A 15,865-nucleotide genomic window follows, 5' to 3' on the forward strand; every position below is an offset into this window, starting at 1 on the left:
GTGGTGCGCACGCCTGCCCGATTAGGTCGGCTTACGTGAGTCCTGTCGGGCCGGTCAGTATTCACGGGTGTAACCATTTTTATTCCTTCATTGAACTCCACGCAGGTCAGTCCACAAGTTCTGCTCTGTGCGCCAACGCGGTCATGAGTTGTGAAAGATTATCGGCAAGGGTGAGGATCTGCTGGCCTTGCATTTCATCCTGCCCGCTGTCGCGTTGCGAGGTCGGGCGCACGCAGCTGATGCTCCCCACGACTTTGCCGTCGCCATCGAATATGGGCGCCGCGAGGCCGAAGACGTCAGCATCCACTTCGCTGATGCTCAGCACATATCCCTGGCGGCGCAGTTGCTGGAGCGAGCGTCGGAATTGCGCCCACGTCTTGCCCAGATTGCTGGATTCGACATCACTCGGGTTTTCCAGAAACAGTTGGCTTTGGTGCCGCGAGCCCATATTGGCCAGGATTACTTTGGAAGTGGCTCCCATGAACAACGGTCTTGGCGAACCTCGTGAATAGCTCACCTGATTGGACAGATTACCGGTTTGATGGACGCAGACCACTTGATCCTTGAACAATCGGCACACCAGCCACGCTTGCTCAGCACCCCACTGTGGAAAGCTGGGCTCCAATGAGTGTGCGGCGCGAACCAACGGATCACTGACGCGCAGTTGGCGATCCCAAGTGATGATTCTCGCGCCCAGGGCATAGCGACCGGCCTCTACCTGAAACAGCAAGTTGGCCTCAGCCAGTTCACGTACATATCGGTAGGCGGTGGAGCGTGTGAACCCCAGCGCATTTCCCATTTCGTCGACCGTCCAGATTGGATGGCGCTCGGTAAACAGGTCCAGGATTCGCAACATCCGCTCCAGGCTGGAGCCTTTGCTGTCAACCCGATGTTCGGCGTTGTCTTCGGAATCAAACGGTCTTTGCATGTCAGCGCTCGTCTACATTACTGTTGCGCAGGATACCAATTCGCGCGATTTCGATTTTGACGATATCACTCGGCTTCATCCAGGCCGGTGGCCGGCCGGAATGAACTGGAGGGTGTGCTTCTGCCAATCCCGATGCAGAGCACTTTGCCTGGGCTGGCAATAACCGGCAGAAGCAGATTTCACTCAATCCCAGGCGGGCAGGTCTTTGAGCGCATCAGCGCCCGTTCGCTCTGTGAGCGTGTTGGTTGTTGCTTGCTTGCGGGGTCCAGTCGCAACAGGGTAATCGCCGTCAGCGCGATGGCGCCCGGGATCAACGATGCGATGAGGATCTCTGTCAAAACCCAACCGGCCGCCAGCATCAAGCCTCCGCAAACAGGCCCTGTAATGGAACCCACTCGCCCGACGCCTAATGCCCAGCCGATGCCTGTGGAGCGTATTTCCTGCGGGTACAACTCGGCGGCTAAAGCGTTAAGACCTGCCTGCGCGCCCTGCACCAGAATGCCCAGCACCAGCATCGCGGGGAAAAGCGAATAAAGCGAAACCGGCAATTGGCTGAGCGCCAGCACGACCGCCAGGTAGCCCATAAACTCGAGGGTCAGCACGTTGACCGAGCCCCAGCGGTTCATCAGCCAGCCTTGTATAACTGAGCCGATCACACCTCCCAGGCTGAACAGAATAATCGCGCGGATCCCCATGCTTAGCGGTGCATGGGCTGCCACCAGCAGCGTCGGGATCCAGCTCATGATGAAGTACAAAATCAGCAGGTTCATGGCATACGGCAGCCAGAGTAACAGCGTGCGGCGCCACATGCCGGCGGTGAAAAGACGGCTCAGGGAAGTAGAGGCGATTGCCTGTTGGCGCGGACGGCCAAGGTTGGCGGGCAGTTCGGCAAGATCGGGTGCAAGTCGCTTGATGATCGCGCTCAGGGCAGGGCGACTGCCGGGCTTGCGACTGAGGAACTCAACCGACTCCGGAAGCCGCCTTGCCACGACGCCGGCGACCAGCAAGGGCAGCGCGCCACCGATCAGGAAAAGGTTTTCCCATCCCCAGGTGGCGAGGAGTTGGTCGACCGTCAAGCCTGCCAGCATCGCGCCCAGTGGCATGCCACAAAACAGCAGCGTGACGGCACTGCGCGCATAACGCCGTGGGCTGTATTCAGAGATCAGCGCCACCAGGTTGGGGATCGCACCGCCGAGACCTATACCGGTCAGGAAGCGCACGACCAGCAATTGCGCAACGCTGTTAACAAAAGCAGTCAGTAACGCGAACGTGCCGAACAACAGGATCGACAACACCAGAATCTTCTTGCGACCCAGGCGATCCGCCATAGGGGCAAGTAGCAGGGCGCCGAGCATCAAACCAAATAAACCTGCCGCGAACACTGGGGCCAGGGCTTGGGGCGTCACGTTCAAGCTCGAAGCCATGGCCGTCACCAGGAATCCGACGATCTGGGTGTCGAATCCGTCAAGCACTGCAACCAGGACGCAGAGGGCGAGCAGCTCCCATTGCAAGCGGCTGACAGGCCGGGCGTCCACTACGTCGCAGAGGATATTGCTGGGGGTAGGGGTGTGCATGAACGTACCTCTTATTGTTTTTATTGTCTGGGGCAGGCAGGTGTCCTCGACTACGGCCAAATCTATTACTAAGCAAAAATCCTGTAAAGAGAAAATATGTAAAAATCCCATATAGCAGGAAAAGTGTTATTTTTGCATTCGTCGGCGCTCTGCGTTTACCTCTCCAGTCCAGTTTTACTGCTGGGAGACCTACACGCCCGCGGCGCTCCTCATTTGTCAGCAGGCGGATCAACGGCGAGGCGATGGAGGTACTGATGATTGGACTCGCGGGCAACGTTCTGCCTGTTGTGCGATAGGTCCGTACCGATGAATTCAGCCCTGGGATTGAGCCGCGCCACTTGCGGCAGCAGGCTGGCTGGACCACAACCGATGTCGAGCACCACATCGCTTAAAGACTGGCTTGAGCGCAGCGTCTTACCAGGACTCGATCATGTTCACTCCTTGACCCGGCATGGCGGAGCGTTCGGCGAAGGTTTACCGCGTGATACGGGTGGAGGGGTAGAACAAAACATTGAGTACGAAGAGGATCATCCAGAAACCGATTTCCAGTGTTTCGGTAATAGGCTGGGTGTTTTTGATTGCACCGTAGACATGCACGAAGAACATCAGCATGAAGACCACGAAAAGAATATCGAAGGCATAACTGAAACGGCTGCCAGTGGTGGCCGAACGCAACATCGCTACTTCAACGACAAGAATGAACGCACCGAGGCAATGGCCGAAATAGATAGTCAGGCGTTCGTGTTCAGGGACGCTCCAGTGCATGAGCCGGGCCCTTTGAAGCGATTTTATTTGCGGTGATCACTTCTTCGCGATTTTCCAAGCAAGCGCCGCTTTTGTTTTTCCAGGAAAAACATCACCTCGAGCTTCAGATCATCGGGGTCGAGGAAATAAACGGCATAGTAGCCCTCGCCATAATCCGGATAATCAGCGGGTGCGTCGACAATCGTAACCGCCTGATCCAGCAGGAACGCGTAGAGCGCATCGACGTCCTCACGTGCGGCAAGCTCGAACGCATAGTGGTGATAACCCACATCGCCGGTCCGGTGCTTATGTTTGCGGCCCTGGGCATCGGCTTCGGTGATCCAGAACAGGGTGTCGCCGTTGGTCCAGCCAATAACCCGGTCGAACTCCCACTCGATGGTGAATCCCAGGAAACCGAGTACCTGATCATAGAACGCCCTGGAGCGTTCCAGATCACTGACACGAATGGCCAAGTGATCGATCCCGATGACGTTCACCATGTCAGGTCTCCTCGATTTCGATTTCGGTTTCCAGGGACAAAGGGCTGCGTTGAAACTCAGAACGGTGCGTCGATATCGACCACGACAATCAGCTTGTGGTTGACGAACTCCTTGAGCCCCAGCCCGATCAGCTCGCGGCCGTACCCCGAGCGGCGCACGCCACCGAAAGGCAGATCGGCTTCGACCTTGGTCGGATGGTTGACGAACACCATCCCCGTGGAGATTTTCTTCGCGACTTCTGCGCCATGCGCCGTATCCGAGGTGAACACCGAGCCGCCGAGGCCGAACGGCGAGTCGTTGGCGATGCGTACTGCATCGTCTTCATCCTTGGCGCGGAACACCATGGACACCGGGCCAAAGAACTCCCAGTAGCGAGCGGGGTTGTCCTCGGCGACATTGGTCAGGATCGTCGGCTGCACGAATGCCCCATCGACCGGCACGGGTGGTCCGACTTCTTCGGCCTTGGCGCCGAGCTTCACGGCGTCGAGGATTTTTTGCTTGACCTCATTGGCGGCGCTTTGCGAGGAGAGCGGCGCCAGGGTCGTCTTCGCATCGAAGGGATCGCCTGCGACCAATTCCGCGACGCCCTTGCGATAGAGCGCGAGGAAGTCGTCATAGACCGCATCGACCACGATCATGCGCTTGGAGGACACACAGACCTGCCCGGCATTCCAATGCCGGCCGAACACCGCCCATTGGCTGGTTTTTGCCAGGTCCGCGTCAGCCAGCACGACGAAGGCGTCGGCGCCGCCGAGTTCCAGGGTGGACTTTTTCAGCGCTTTGCCTGCTTGTGACGCAACCACCGCGCCGGCGCCTTCCGAGCCGGTCAAGGCGACGCCCTGCACGCGGGCATCGTTGATGATCAGCTCGATCTGCGAACGCGTGGCATACAAATTACGGAAGGCGCCATCAGGCAAACCGGCATCCTTCATCAACTGTTGAAAGCGCGCGGCGCTTTGCGGCACATTCGCCGCGTGTTTCAGCAGCACGGTATTACCAGCAGAAAGCTGCGGCGCCAGAATGCGTGCGATTTGGTAATAAGGAAAATTCCACGGCTCAATCGCCAGCAGCACGCCGAGCGGTTCGCACACGACCACCGCCTCACCCTCGGCAGGATCGAGAACCGGGAGTTTCTCCGGCTTGAGCAAGGTTTCGGCATTGCGCACGTAGTATTCGAAGATTTTTGCCGACAGCTCGACCTCGGCTTGCGCCTCGGCAAACAGCTTGCCCATCTCCAGCGTCAGTACTTTGGCAAAGGCGTCGCTGTCCTTGCGCAGGATATCGGCGGCATTCTGCAGGATGCGTGCACGCTCGGCGAAAGGCGTGTCCTTCCAGGCCAGGAAGGCCTCATGGGCCTTGGCGATGGCCGCGGTCACTTCTGCATCGGTCGCATCGGGAAAGGTCTGCAGTGTCTCGCCGGTATAGGGATTGATCGTTGCATATGCCATGTAAAAGCTACTCCAGAACCGTTTCGACTAGTGGGCCTACCCGCCGCTGAGCGCATGTGCCGGGACTGATGAAGGTACACGAGGAACGGGTTTCAAGCATGGAGCGAAAGGTCGCATGTCCATAGACACACGATATGTAGGGGAATTCACTTGACTTCAAGGGCTGCGACGACCATCACTGAAAGATGCGTGTCGCTCTGCCGATCAGCATCGCCAGTTGTCCGCCGTCAGCGGTGGCGAGCATTGCGCCAGACCTCGGACTGCTTGAGCGGTTGGGGTTGCGGATGACGCTTATGGCGGTTGGCTGCTGTCAGCCTTTGTCACTTGTTGGACCTACTACAACGCAAGCTCACTCACGGATACAAGGAGATAAGTATGAAAGCTGCTGTTGTTGCCCAAGGGCAACGCGTGAACGTGACCGAAAAAACATTACGGCCCCTGAAACATGGTGAGGCGCTCCTCAAAATGCAGTGCTGCGGGGTCTGCCATACTGACCTGCACGTCAAGAACGGTGATTTCGGTGATAAAACCGGGGTAATCCTGGGCCATGAAGGCATCGGTATCGTGCAGGCGGTAGGACCGGGCGTCACCTCGCTGAAGCCCGGTGATCGTGCCAGCGTAGCGTGGTTTTTCCAAGGCTGCGGGCACTGTGAATACTGCAACAGCGGCAACGAGACACTCTGCCGCGACGTCAAAAACTCCGGTTATACCGTGGATGGCGCAATGGCCGAAGAGTGCATTGTCGTCGCCGACTACTCAGTGAAAGTACCTGACGGGCTTGATTCTGCGGCGGCGAGCAGCGTGACCTGTGCTGGCGTCACGACGTATAAAGCCGTCAAGGTTTCCAATATTCGCCCGGGGCAATGGATTGCGATCTACGGGCTGGGCGGCCTGGGGAATCTGGCGTTGCAGTATGCAAAAAATGTCTTCAACGCCAGGGTTATTGCCGTGGACATTAACGACGATCAACTGCAGTTCGCCAGGGAAATGGGCGCCGATCTGGTCATCAACTCCCGCGACGAGGATGCCGCAAAAGTTATCCAGGAGAAGGTCGGCGGAGCTCACGCGGCTGTCGTGACGGCCGTCGCCAAAGTCGCGTTCAACTCTGCGGTGGATGCCCTGCGTGCCGGTGGACGCCTGGTCGCAGTCGGCCTTCCGCCTGAAGCCATGAGCCTCAATATTCCTCGGTTGGTGCTTGACGGGATCGAGGTGGTTGGCTCGCTGGTCGGCACTCGACAAGACCTCGTTGAAGCCTTCGAGTTTGCCGCGCAAGGCAAGGTGGTGCCGAAGGTAACATTGCGTCCGATCGAAGATATCAATCAGATTTTCGATGAAATGCAGCAGGGAAAAATCAAAGGCCGCATGGTGATTGATTTGAGTCATTAACGGGCCATTGGCAGCCGCTTAGGCGGCTGCCAATGTAGTGGTCTAATGAAACCTGACACCCCTTTAGGCGAGAATGCTCGCCTAAAGGGGTGTCAGATGAGCAAACAACGCCGCTCCTTTACGGCTGAATTCAAACGCGAGGCTGCCGACCTCGTGCTCAAGCAAAACTGCCGCTACATCCAAGCCAGCCGCTCACTCGGCAGGGGTGAGTCAGCGCTGCGCCGCTGGGTTGACCAGGTCCAGAAAGGTCGCCAAGGCGTCACGCCGCAGAGCAAGAAGCTGACCCCACAACAGCAGGAAATTCAGGGGCTGGAAGCTCGGATCGCCCGGTTTGAGCGAGAAAAATCCATTTTGAAAATGGATACCTGCCTATCGTGACCGCCTGATGCCGACGTTGCCCGCTGGGTGCTACGGTGATGGCTTTCTAGCAACCCATTCGAGATGTCCCTATGAAACCCAATCCGACAATCGATAACGTATTACGCGTCGCGTTGGTTACAGGGTCCACTTCCGGTATCGGCGCAGCCATTGCACGTGCACTAAGCCGGGCAGGCTATGCAGTGGTGCTCCATTCGCGAAATTCTGCGGATACGGGACGCGCTATGGTTGCCGAAATGAAGCAGGCTATTTACGTGCAAGCGGATCTTGCGTTCGAAGCTGACAGGGCCAGGCTTATTAACGAGGCGATCGCCGCGTGGGGGCAGCTCGACGTATTGGTCAATAACGCCGGTATTAGCAGAGTCATTCCGCACGGCGACCTTGCCTCGGCCAATTCGACGGTGTGGCACGAACTTAACGAGATTAATGTCGTGGCGCCGTTCCACCTCGTCGCATTGGCCGAGTCGGCATTGCGCGATGCCGCCCGTTACCGTCGAGCAGGTTGCGTCGTAAACATCAGTTCGCATGCCGGTATCCGTCCTAAGGGCGCATCGATTCCCTATGCGGTAAGCAAAGCTGCGCTTAATCACATGACCCGCTTGCTCGCGGTATCGCTGGGGCCAGACATTCGCGTAAACGCTGTGGCGCCTGGCTTGGTCGACACGCCTCTGACCGCCGAGTGGACAGAGGCCCAAGAGTTGTGGCGAACTCGCGCACCTATGCGCAGGGCCGCTAGCCCAGACGACATCGCAAACGCTGTTGTAATGCTGGTCGAGTCGGACTACTTAACCGGCGAGATACTCCTCTCAGACGGCGGATTGAATCTGACCTAGGTTTAGCGTGCTCCGGTATCTGGAGATGGTTGCAGGCGTTCCGCTTGCGCCTCGTTGACGGTGCCGATGTGTATTATTCCGAGATCTCAGGCCTCGGAAAGCTGAAACCGATAACCGACCCCATACAACGATTCGATGGGCGTTTCCCCTGGGCACGCCTGCTCCAGCTTGCGCCGCAAGTTGCGGATATGGCTGTCCACGGTGCGGTCGGTGACCACGCGGTGGTCGGAGTAGATCTTGTCGAGCAGTTGGTCACGGGAAAACACTCGCCCGGCGGAACGTGCAAAGGTGCTGAGCAGTCGCAGCTCCAGGGGGGTGAGGTCCAGTGCGATGCCGTCTATTGAAGCGCGATATTGCGCTTCGTCGATCAGCAGTCGCGGCGCGGCGTTGACCAGCAGTTGGGGGCCGCGGCGCAGGATGGCCTTGACCCGGGCCACCACCTCCCGTGGGCTGAAAGGCTTGCAGATGTAGTCGTCGGCGCCCAGGTCCAGGCCCAGCAGGCGGTCCACCTCTTCGACGCGGGCGGTGATCATGATGATGGGCACGGCGCTGAAACTGCGCAGGTCCTGGCAGACTTGCATGCCGTCTCGGCCGGGCAGCATCAGGTCGAGCAAGATCAGGCGCGGTGTTTGCGCACGCACTGTCGGCACTACCTGCAAGCCGTTGTCCAGGCACTGGGTCGAGTAGCCTGCCGCGACCAGATAATCCTGCATCAAGGCGGCCAGCTTCGGTTCATCTTCGACGATCAGGATCGGGTTTTTGTCGCTCATGGTTCAGATATTCCGTGGCAAGCGCAGGGTCAGCCAAAGGCCGCCGAGGGGCGAGTGAGCGGCGCTAAGGCTGCCGCCGTGGGCGAGGGCGATGTTGTGACAAATCGCCAGGCCCAGACCGGCTCCGCCACTGGCACGGTTGCGCGATGATTCGCCGCGATAGAAGCGCTCGAACAGGCGCGGCAACTGCTCGGCCGAAACCCCTGGGCCGGAGTCGATAAAGTCGATGCACACGTGGGTGCGATCGACGACGGCGCGGATGCGTATGAGCCCGTTCGGGTCGGTGTAGCGCACGGTGTTTTCCAGCAGGTTGGAAAACAGTTGCTGCAGGCGATTGGCATCGGCCAACAATTCCATAGGCTGGAACGGCAGGTCCAGTTCGACGCGCAGGTGCCGGTCGTTCAGGCGCTCTTGGAACATCGACACGCTGGCTTGCAGCAGTTGATCCACTGCGCACGCGCTCTTGCGGTAGGTCAGCGCGCCCACATCCGCCAGGGACAGTTCATACAGGTCATTCACCAGCTTGCTGAGCATGCTGACCTCACCTTGCAAAGACTTCATCGAGCCTGGGTTCAGGGTGCGTACACCATCCTCGATGGCCTCCAACTCGCCGCGCAACACCGACAGCGGGGTGCGCAACTCGTGGGAGACATCAGCCATGAATTCGCGGCGCATCTGTTCATTGCGCTCCAGGGTATAGGCGAGTTGGTTGAAGTCACGGGCCAATTGGCCCACTTCATCATTGGAGGCCACCGCCACCCGGCCGCTGTAGTCGCCGCTGGCCAGGCGGTGGGTCGCCGCGGCCACCCGTTTGACCGGCTCCAACAGCGTGCGGGCGATCCACCAGGCAATCAGCATCGCCAGCACCAGCGAAAAGGCGCCCATCACCAGGCTGGTGCGTAACTGGTATTGCTGGAACCGTTCGCCGCCGGCTTCGGTCACGCTCTGGAACGGGGTCACGGCCAGCCAGCCAACGGTTTCGTCGGCCACCACAATCGGACGTAACAGGGCGTCGTCGCCGATATCCGGGTAGCCGTTCACGCGTTTTTTGTGTTCATCCAGCAAGGCCATGCGAAACAGCGCGCCTGTCAGGTCCGACGCCATGGGCGTGCGCAAATCGTTCTTCGCCGGATCTTCGCCGAGTTCGGGCCGCATAATGTCGAACCAGCGATCCGACCGGTTGCGCAGGAACTCCCAGCTGCCTTCACGCGCGTAGGCACTGGCCAGGCGCGGTAGCACGGGCGCCATGCGGTCCAGCGCCTGCTCATTGAGATAGCCGAGAAAGCCCCTTCCAAAACTCCAGCTCGTCGCCACCCCCATGCTCAGGATGACCAGCAGCACACCGGCCAGTACCGCAATAAACAGCTTGGTGGAGATACTCAGCTTCATGCAGGAGGGCCGTTAAGAATGGATCGAACCATTTAGGCCCTGGCGACGAAAAGATTCAACCCGGTCGGGCAATCTTCAATTTTCCTGCACATTTGCCTTGCACGATAGCGCTGACTCAAGCAATCCCGTCTTGTAGAGGCCGTTATGTCGACGAAAATCATCGCCAAATACCTGGTAACCGCCGCGGTTTGCCTGTCTTTGTTCATCCTGGTCCTGCTGGGCGGTTGCTCCGGTGGCAAGCCGGAACCTCAAGCGATCACCCCCAAAGTCTCGGTGATCAGCGTAAAACCCCAGAGCCAAGTACTGACCACCGAGTTGGCGGGACGCACCCAGGCCTTCATGGTGGCGCAGATTCGTCCGCAAGTCGGCGGTATCGTCCAGCGGCGGTTGTTCGTCGAGGGGGCGGATGTCAAGGTCGGGCAAGCGCTGTACCAATTGGATGCGGCGTCCTATACCGCCGCGCTGGCGCAGTCCCAGGCGAGCCTGGTCAAGTACCGCGCCACGCTTAAATCGGCGCAGACCACCGCCAAGCGCGACGCCGAACTGGTGAAGATCAATGCCATCAGTCAGCAAACTAACGAAGACGCTCAGGCGACCTTGCTGACGGCCGCCGCCGACGTGCAAGTCGCCGAGGCGGAAGTCCAAACCGCACGGATCAACCTGGCTTACACGCGCATCACCTCGCCGGTCAGCGGGCGCATTGAAACGTCCACGGTGACCCCAGGCGCGCTGGTGGTGGCCAATCAGGACAGCGCATTGACCACCGTGCAGCAACTCGATCCGATCTATGTGGACGTGACCCAATCGACCACGGAACTGCTGCGGCTCAAGCGTGACCTGGCCAGCGGCGTGTTGCAGTCCAATGGCAATGGCGAGGCGCGGATCAGCCTGAAGCTGGATGACGGCACCACCTACAACCAGACTGGGCGGCTCAAGGTCAGCGGGGTGAGTGTCAACGAAGGCACGGGCACCGTCACCCTGCGTGCCGAATTCGCCAACCCGGACCACCTGCTGCTGCCGGGCATGTATGTACGCGCGGTGCTGGAACAGGCGCGCGATGACCAGGCCATTCTGATCCCGCAAAAAGCCGTAAACCGCAGTGCCAGCGGTGTGACCACGGCGTTGCTGGTGGTCGATGGCAAGATTGAACAGCGTGAGCTGACCGTCGATCGCGCGGTGGGTAATCAGTGGTGGATCACGGCGGGCCTGAAGGCCGGTGATCAGTTGGTCGTCGAAGGTGGACAAAAAGTCCGTGCCGGCGCCGCCGTCCAGGTGCAGGACGCCAATGCTCAGGCGGCCGCGCCGTCCACCCCTGCGAAGGAGGGTTAAGCGTGGCGCACTTTTTTATTGATCGACCGATTTTCGCCTGGGTCATCGCCATCGTGATCATGCTCGGTGGCAGCCTGTCCATCAGCCAGTTGCCGCTGGAGCAATACCCGGACATCGCGCCGCCCACGGTGAAGATTTCCGCGACCTACACCGGGGCCTCGGCCAAGACCGTGGAAGACTCGGTGACCCAGGTCATCGAGCAGCAGATGAAAGGCCTGGATAACCTGACCTACATGTCGGCCACCAGCAGCTCGGCGGGCAGCGCCAGCATCAGCTTGACCTTTACCGCCGGCACCGACCCGGATGTGGCCCAGATGCAGGTGCAGAACAAGCTGCAACAAGCCGAGTCGAGGCTGCCGCAATCGGTACAAAGCGAAGGCCTGACCGTGACCAAGGGCGGCTCGGACTTCCTGATGATCGTCGCCCTGGCATCGGATGACCCCAGCGTTACCGGCACTCAGATTGGTGACTACATTTCCACCACCTTGCTCGACTCCATCAGCCGCATAGACGGCGTCGGTGATGTGCAAACGTTGGGGTCAGGCTACGCCATGCGTATCTGGCTGGACCCGGCCCTGTTGGAAAAATACGCGCTGATGCCTTCGGACGTCAGCAGTGCCCTGGAGGCGCAGAACACCGAAGTCTCGGCTGGGCAGCTCGGTGCCTTGCCGGCGATCAAGGGGCAGCAGTTGAACGCGACGATCAGCGCCCGCAGCAAACTGCAGACCGTCGAAGAGTTTCGCAATGTGGTGGTCAAGTCCAACAGCGATGGTGCCGTGGTGTTGCTGGGCGATGTCGCGACCTTGGAGTTGGGCAGTGAAAGCTACGACATCAGCACCGCCCTCAACGGCAAGCCCGCCGCTGCCATGGGTGTGCAGTTGGCGGCAGGCGCGAATGCGCTGAACGTCGGCAAGGCGGTCAAGGCCAAGCTCAAAGAAATGGAGCCGTTCTACCCGACAGAAATGCAGCTTAAAAATGTGATTGCCTACGACACCACGCCGTTTGTCAGCCTGTCCATCGAGGAAGTGGTCAAGGCCTTGGGCGAGGCCATCGTGCTGGTGGTGTTGATCATGTTCCTGTTCCTGCAAAACCTGCGCGCGACGCTGATCCCGGCGATTACCGTGCCGGTGGTGCTGCTGGGCACGTTCGGCGTGTTGGCGGTGTTTGGCTATTCGATCAATACCTTGACGATGTTTGCCATGGTCCTGGCGATCGGCTTGCTGGTTGACGACGCCATCGTGGTGGTCGAAAACGTTGAGCGGCTGATGGGCCAGGGACTATCGCCCGTGGCGGCCACGCGTCAATCGATGCGTGAAATCACCAGCGCACTGGTCGGCATCACGATGGTGCTGAGCGCGGTGTTTATCCCCATGGCGTTTTTCGGCGGTTCCACCGGGATTATCTATCGGCAGTTTTCGGTGACCATTGTCTCGGCCATGGTCTTGTCGGTGTTGGTGGCGATGACCCTGACACCCGCGCTCTGCGCCTCGTTGCTCAAAACGCACGACGGCCAGGGGCAGGGTGCTCAGCACGGGTTCTTCGGCTGGTTCAACCGTACCTTTGAACGTGCCAGCGTCGGTTACGAGCGTTGGGTGGGTGCGGTGTTGCGGCGCTGGGGGCGCAGCCTGTTGCTCTATGGCGGAGTGCTGGTGGTCATGGCGGTGGGCTACATGAGCCTACCCACGTCGTTTCTGCCGGACGAAGACCAAGGGATCCTCCTGGCACAGATCCAGTTGCCGGTCGGCGCGACGGACAGCCGTACCCAGGCCGTGGTCAAGCAGTTCGAGGACTACATCCTCAAACAGCCCGAAGTCGAAGCGATGATCAGCATCAGCGGGCTGGGCATGGGCGGTAACAGCCAGAACACCGCGCGGGCGTTTATCCGCCTCAAGGACTGGGGCGAACGCGGTGGGCCTGGCCAGGGTGCGGCGGCGATTGCCCAACGGGCGACCATGGCGCTCTCCAGCATCGGCGATGCCGACGCTTTCGTCATGCAGCCTCCGACCGTGCGCGGTCTGGGCCAGAGCTCGGGGTTCGACCTGCAACTCAAGGACCTCGGTGGTCTGGGCCATGATGCGCTGGTGGCGGCCCGCGAACAGTTTCTTGAGCTGGCCAGAAAAGATCCGCGCTTGCTGGGGGTTCGCAGCAACGGCCTGGACGATGCGCCGCAGCTCAAGGTCAGCATTGACGACCGCAAGGCCGGCGCCCTGAGCCTGAGTACCAGCGATATCAACACCACCTTGTCGACGGCGTTGGGCGGTACTTATGTGAATGATTTTCTCAACCAGGGTCGGGTGAAAAAAGTCTATGTGCAGGGTCAGGCATCCGCGCGCATGCAGGCCGCGGACCTTGATCATTGGTTCGTGCGCAACAGCAGCAATGAAATGGTGCCGTTCTCATCGTTTGCCAGCAGCACCTGGAGTTACGGCTCACCCTTGCTGGAACGCTACAACGGTAACGCCTCCCTGGAAATCGTCGGTGACCCCGCGCCAGGCGTGAGCTCCGGCGACGCCATGGACGCGGTGGAAGCCATCGTCCGGCAATTGCCCCAGGGCATCGGCTACGAGTGGACAGGGCAGTCCTATCAATTACGCCTGTCCGGGTCCCAGGCCCCGCTGCTCTATGCACTTTCCGTATTGTTTGTGTTCCTGTGCCTGGCTGCGCTCTACGAGAGTTGGTCGGTGCCGTTTTCGGTGATTCTGGTGGTGCCCCTGGGGGTGATCGGTGCGGTGCTGGCGACCCGCGTCGCCGGGTTGAGCAACGACGTGTATTTCCAGGTGGGGCTGTTGACCACCGTGGGCCTGGCCGCGAAAAACGCGATCCTGATCGTGGAGTTCGCCAAGCACCTGCAAGAGCAGGGCAACAGCCTGATCGACGCGACGCTGATCGCGGTGCGCCAACGCCTGCGGCCGATTCTGATGACGTCCCTGGCCTTCATGTTCGGCGTGTTGCCGCTGGCCTTGAGTACCGGCGCAGGCTCCGCCGGGCGCCAGGCCATCGGTACGGGCGTGCTGGGCGGTATGTTCAGCGCCACGGTGCTGGGGATCTTCTTTGTACCGCTGTTTTTTGTGCTGATCCGCCGCCGTTTCGGGCGCGAGCGCAGCGCTAATCAATCTGCTCCGACAGGTGATGCATGATCAAGTCACACTGGCCTTTGCTGGCTGCCATGGTCCTGGGTGGCTGCGTCAACCTGGCGCCCCAGTATGAGCGTCCTGAAGCGCCCGTCTCCGGGCAATGGCTGCCGGCGGCCAGCCTGCCGAAAGGGCAGGTGGGCGCCGATGTCAAATGGCAGCAGTTCTTTACCGACAGCCGCCTGGCGCAGTTGCAGACGTTGGCGCTGGCCAATAACCGTGATTTACGCCTGGCAAGCCTGAATGTCGAAAAGGCTCAGGCGCAGTACCGCATCAAGCGCGCGGACCTGTTTCCCACCCTTGATGCGAGCGTCAGCGGCACCCACAGCCGTACACCCGGGTCGTTGTCCAACACCGGTACGGCGGCCACCACCCACGATTACAGCGCGCAATTGGGGCTGAGCAGTTATGAACTGGACGTGTTTGGTCGGGTACGTAACCTTCGGGATGAGGCGCTGGAAGACTACCTGGCGCTGACGGAAACCCGACGCAGTACGCAAATCAGCCTGGTGGCCGAAGTGGCCACCGCCTGGCTGACCCTGGCCGCCGACAACGAACGGCTGCTGCTGGCCCAGGAAACCCTGACCAGCCAGTTGGCCACCTACGACCTGACCCAAAACAGCTATGCCCTGGGCGGCTCCTCCGCGCTGTCGGTGGCGCAAGCCCAGACCACGGTCGAGTCGGCGCGCGGCGATGTGGCGTCCTACGAGAGCCAGATTCTGCAGGACCGCAATGCCTTGCGCCTGTTGGTCGGCAGTGACCTTCCCGAGGCACTCTTGCCGGGCACGCACTTGGCGTCGGCGGCGGTGCTGGTGGACATACCGGCGGGCCTGCCTTCGAGCCTCTTGCAACAACGCCCGGATGTGCTGTCGGCGGAACACACGCTCAAGTCGGCGAATATCGACATCGGCGCGGCCCGTGCGAAGTTTTACCCCAGCATCAGCCTGACCGCCGACGCTGGCTCGTCCAGCTCGGCATTGGCCGGCCTGTTCAAATCCGGCAGCGGTGCCTGGACCTTTGCCCCGAGCATCAGCGTGCCGATTTTCGACGGCGGGAGTAACCGCGCGACCCTGGATTCGGCCAAGGTCGAGCGCGACATCCAGATACAGACCTATCAGCAAACCCTGCAGACCGCGTTCCGCGAAGTGGCCGACGCGCTGGCCGTGCGCAGCACCCTGGATCGCCGGATCGCCGCGCAACAGGCGCTGACCGACGCCAGTCGCAAAAGCTTCGAACTCTCGGATGCCTTGTATCGGGGCGGCTCGCAAAGCTACCTGGAAGCCTTGGATGCGCAACGCTCGCTCTACAGCGCCCAACAGGACCTGATCACCCTGCGTCTGACCGAGCAGAGTAACCGCATCACGTTGTACAAAGTGTTGGGGGGCGGTTGGAATTAATGGCTCTGCCAGTTGCACACAGAAGCGCAGCGATGGAACGGCTTGCGTGCGTCAAATC

13 protein-coding genes and 1 pseudogene are annotated in these 15,865 nt (G+C 60.1%); 6 read left to right on the plus strand and 8 right to left on the minus strand.

What is annotated here, in order from left to right:
* Positions 1-106: 106 nt before the first annotated feature.
* From ACS5Q8_RS10430 to ACS5Q8_RS10455, 6 genes are all read right to left on the minus strand, one after another.
* Positions 107-928, minus strand: a complete 822-nt coding sequence (locus tag ACS5Q8_RS10430; protein WP_443700598.1) for an IclR family transcriptional regulator — start codon at positions 926-928, stop codon at positions 107-109.
* A gap of 179 nt (positions 929-1,107) precedes the next feature.
* On the minus strand, positions 1,108-2,502 hold the full coding sequence (locus ACS5Q8_RS10435; RefSeq protein ID WP_443693898.1) for an MFS transporter: 1,395 nt from the start codon (positions 2,500-2,502) through the stop codon (positions 1,108-1,110).
* A 209-nt stretch (positions 2,503-2,711) separates the two neighbouring features.
* Complete coding sequence (locus ACS5Q8_RS10440; protein WP_346429965.1) at positions 2,712-2,885, minus strand: methyltransferase domain-containing protein; 174 nt, start codon at positions 2,883-2,885, stop codon at positions 2,712-2,714.
* A 91-nt stretch (positions 2,886-2,976) separates the two neighbouring features.
* Positions 2,977-3,267 carry a hypothetical protein gene (locus tag ACS5Q8_RS10445; protein WP_426101057.1) on the minus strand — a complete coding sequence of 97 codons (291 nt, stop codon included), beginning with the start codon at positions 3,265-3,267 and terminating at the stop codon, positions 2,977-2,979.
* A gap of 23 nt (positions 3,268-3,290) precedes the next feature.
* On the minus strand, positions 3,291-3,746 hold the full coding sequence (locus ACS5Q8_RS10450) for a VOC family protein (RefSeq protein ID WP_465160135.1): 456 nt from the start codon (positions 3,744-3,746) through the stop codon (positions 3,291-3,293).
* 56 nt (positions 3,747-3,802) lie between these two features.
* Positions 3,803-5,194 (minus strand): NAD-dependent succinate-semialdehyde dehydrogenase, encoded by a 1,392-nt coding sequence (locus tag ACS5Q8_RS10455; RefSeq protein WP_465160136.1) that lies wholly within the window; start codon positions 5,192-5,194, stop codon positions 3,803-3,805.
* 375 nt (positions 5,195-5,569) lie between these two features.
* Between ACS5Q8_RS10455 and adhP the strand changes: the two genes are divergently transcribed.
* From adhP to ACS5Q8_RS10470, 3 genes and pseudogenes are all read left to right on the plus strand, one after another.
* Positions 5,570-6,580, plus strand: a complete 1,011-nt coding sequence (adhP, locus tag ACS5Q8_RS10460; protein ID WP_276197412.1) for an alcohol dehydrogenase AdhP — start codon at positions 5,570-5,572, stop codon at positions 6,578-6,580.
* Positions 6,581-6,676: 96 nt separating this feature from the next.
* Positions 6,677-6,949, plus strand: a pseudogene (locus ACS5Q8_RS10465) (transposase); the annotation flags it as partial.
* Between the two features lie 80 nt (positions 6,950-7,029).
* Positions 7,030-7,791 (plus strand): SDR family NAD(P)-dependent oxidoreductase, encoded by a 762-nt coding sequence (locus ACS5Q8_RS10470; protein WP_276197413.1) that lies wholly within the window; start codon positions 7,030-7,032, stop codon positions 7,789-7,791.
* Between the two features lie 86 nt (positions 7,792-7,877).
* On the opposite strand, the gene ACS5Q8_RS10475 is transcribed toward ACS5Q8_RS10470, so the two are convergent.
* Together ACS5Q8_RS10475 and baeS are read right to left on the minus strand one after the other, a co-directional pair.
* Positions 7,878-8,561 carry a response regulator gene (locus tag ACS5Q8_RS10475; RefSeq protein ID WP_426101063.1) on the minus strand — a complete coding sequence of 228 codons (684 nt, stop codon included), beginning with the start codon at positions 8,559-8,561 and terminating at the stop codon, positions 7,878-7,880.
* A gap of 3 nt (positions 8,562-8,564) precedes the next feature.
* Positions 8,565-9,950 carry a sensor histidine kinase efflux regulator BaeS gene (gene baeS, locus ACS5Q8_RS10480; RefSeq protein ID WP_276197415.1) on the minus strand — a complete coding sequence of 462 codons (1,386 nt, stop codon included), beginning with the start codon at positions 9,948-9,950 and terminating at the stop codon, positions 8,565-8,567.
* 144 nt (positions 9,951-10,094) lie between these two features.
* On the opposite strand from baeS, the gene ACS5Q8_RS10485 reads away from it, so the two are divergent.
* Genes ACS5Q8_RS10485 through ACS5Q8_RS10495 form a run of 3 tightly spaced genes read left to right on the plus strand, consistent with a single transcriptional unit; the run spans position 10,095 to position 15,807 of the window.
* Positions 10,095-11,279: an efflux RND transporter periplasmic adaptor subunit gene (locus tag ACS5Q8_RS10485; protein ID WP_465160137.1), complete on the plus strand. Its 1,185-nt coding sequence runs from the start codon at positions 10,095-10,097 to the stop codon at positions 11,277-11,279.
* 2 nt (positions 11,280-11,281) lie between these two features.
* Positions 11,282-14,416, plus strand: coding sequence for an efflux RND transporter permease subunit (locus ACS5Q8_RS10490; protein WP_465160138.1), 3,135 nt, complete (start codon positions 11,282-11,284; stop codon positions 14,414-14,416).
* Positions 14,413-15,807, plus strand: coding sequence for an efflux transporter outer membrane subunit (locus ACS5Q8_RS10495; protein ID WP_276197418.1), 1,395 nt, complete (start codon positions 14,413-14,415; stop codon positions 15,805-15,807). Before ACS5Q8_RS10490 ends, ACS5Q8_RS10495 begins: the two co-directional genes overlap by 4 nt.
* Positions 15,808-15,865 lie beyond the last annotated feature (58 nt).

The sequence above is a fragment of the Pseudomonas sp. PAMC25584 genome, from assembly GCF_058135675.1.

Bases quoted from the DNA above. Each gene is read 5' to 3' on its own strand.
- ACS5Q8_RS10435 (WP_443693898.1), bottom strand. From the start codon at position 2,502: ATGCACACCCCTACCCCCAGCAATATCCTCTGCGACGTAGTGGACGCC.
- ACS5Q8_RS10445 (WP_426101057.1), bottom strand. From the start codon at position 3,267: ATGCACTGGAGCGTCCCTGAACACGAACGCCTGACTATCTATTTCGGC.
- ACS5Q8_RS10485 (WP_465160137.1), top strand. From the start codon at position 10,095: ATGTCGACGAAAATCATCGCCAAATACCTGGTAACCGCCGCGGTTTGC.
- ACS5Q8_RS10430 (WP_443700598.1), bottom strand. From the start codon at position 928: ATGCAAAGACCGTTTGATTCCGAAGACAACGCCGAACATCGGGTTGAC.
- ACS5Q8_RS10470 (WP_276197413.1), top strand. From the start codon at position 7,030: ATGAAACCCAATCCGACAATCGATAACGTATTACGCGTCGCGTTGGTT.
- adhP (WP_276197412.1), top strand. From the start codon at position 5,570: ATGAAAGCTGCTGTTGTTGCCCAAGGGCAACGCGTGAACGTGACCGAA.
- ACS5Q8_RS10455 (WP_465160136.1), bottom strand. From the start codon at position 5,194: ATGGCATATGCAACGATCAATCCCTATACCGGCGAGACACTGCAGACC.
- ACS5Q8_RS10450 (WP_465160135.1), bottom strand. From the start codon at position 3,746: ATGGTGAACGTCATCGGGATCGATCACTTGGCCATTCGTGTCAGTGAT.
- ACS5Q8_RS10475 (WP_426101063.1), bottom strand. From the start codon at position 8,561: ATGAGCGACAAAAACCCGATCCTGATCGTCGAAGATGAACCGAAGCTG.
- baeS (WP_276197415.1), bottom strand. From the start codon at position 9,950: ATGAAGCTGAGTATCTCCACCAAGCTGTTTATTGCGGTACTGGCCGGT.
- ACS5Q8_RS10495 (WP_276197418.1), top strand. From the start codon at position 14,413: ATGATCAAGTCACACTGGCCTTTGCTGGCTGCCATGGTCCTGGGTGGC.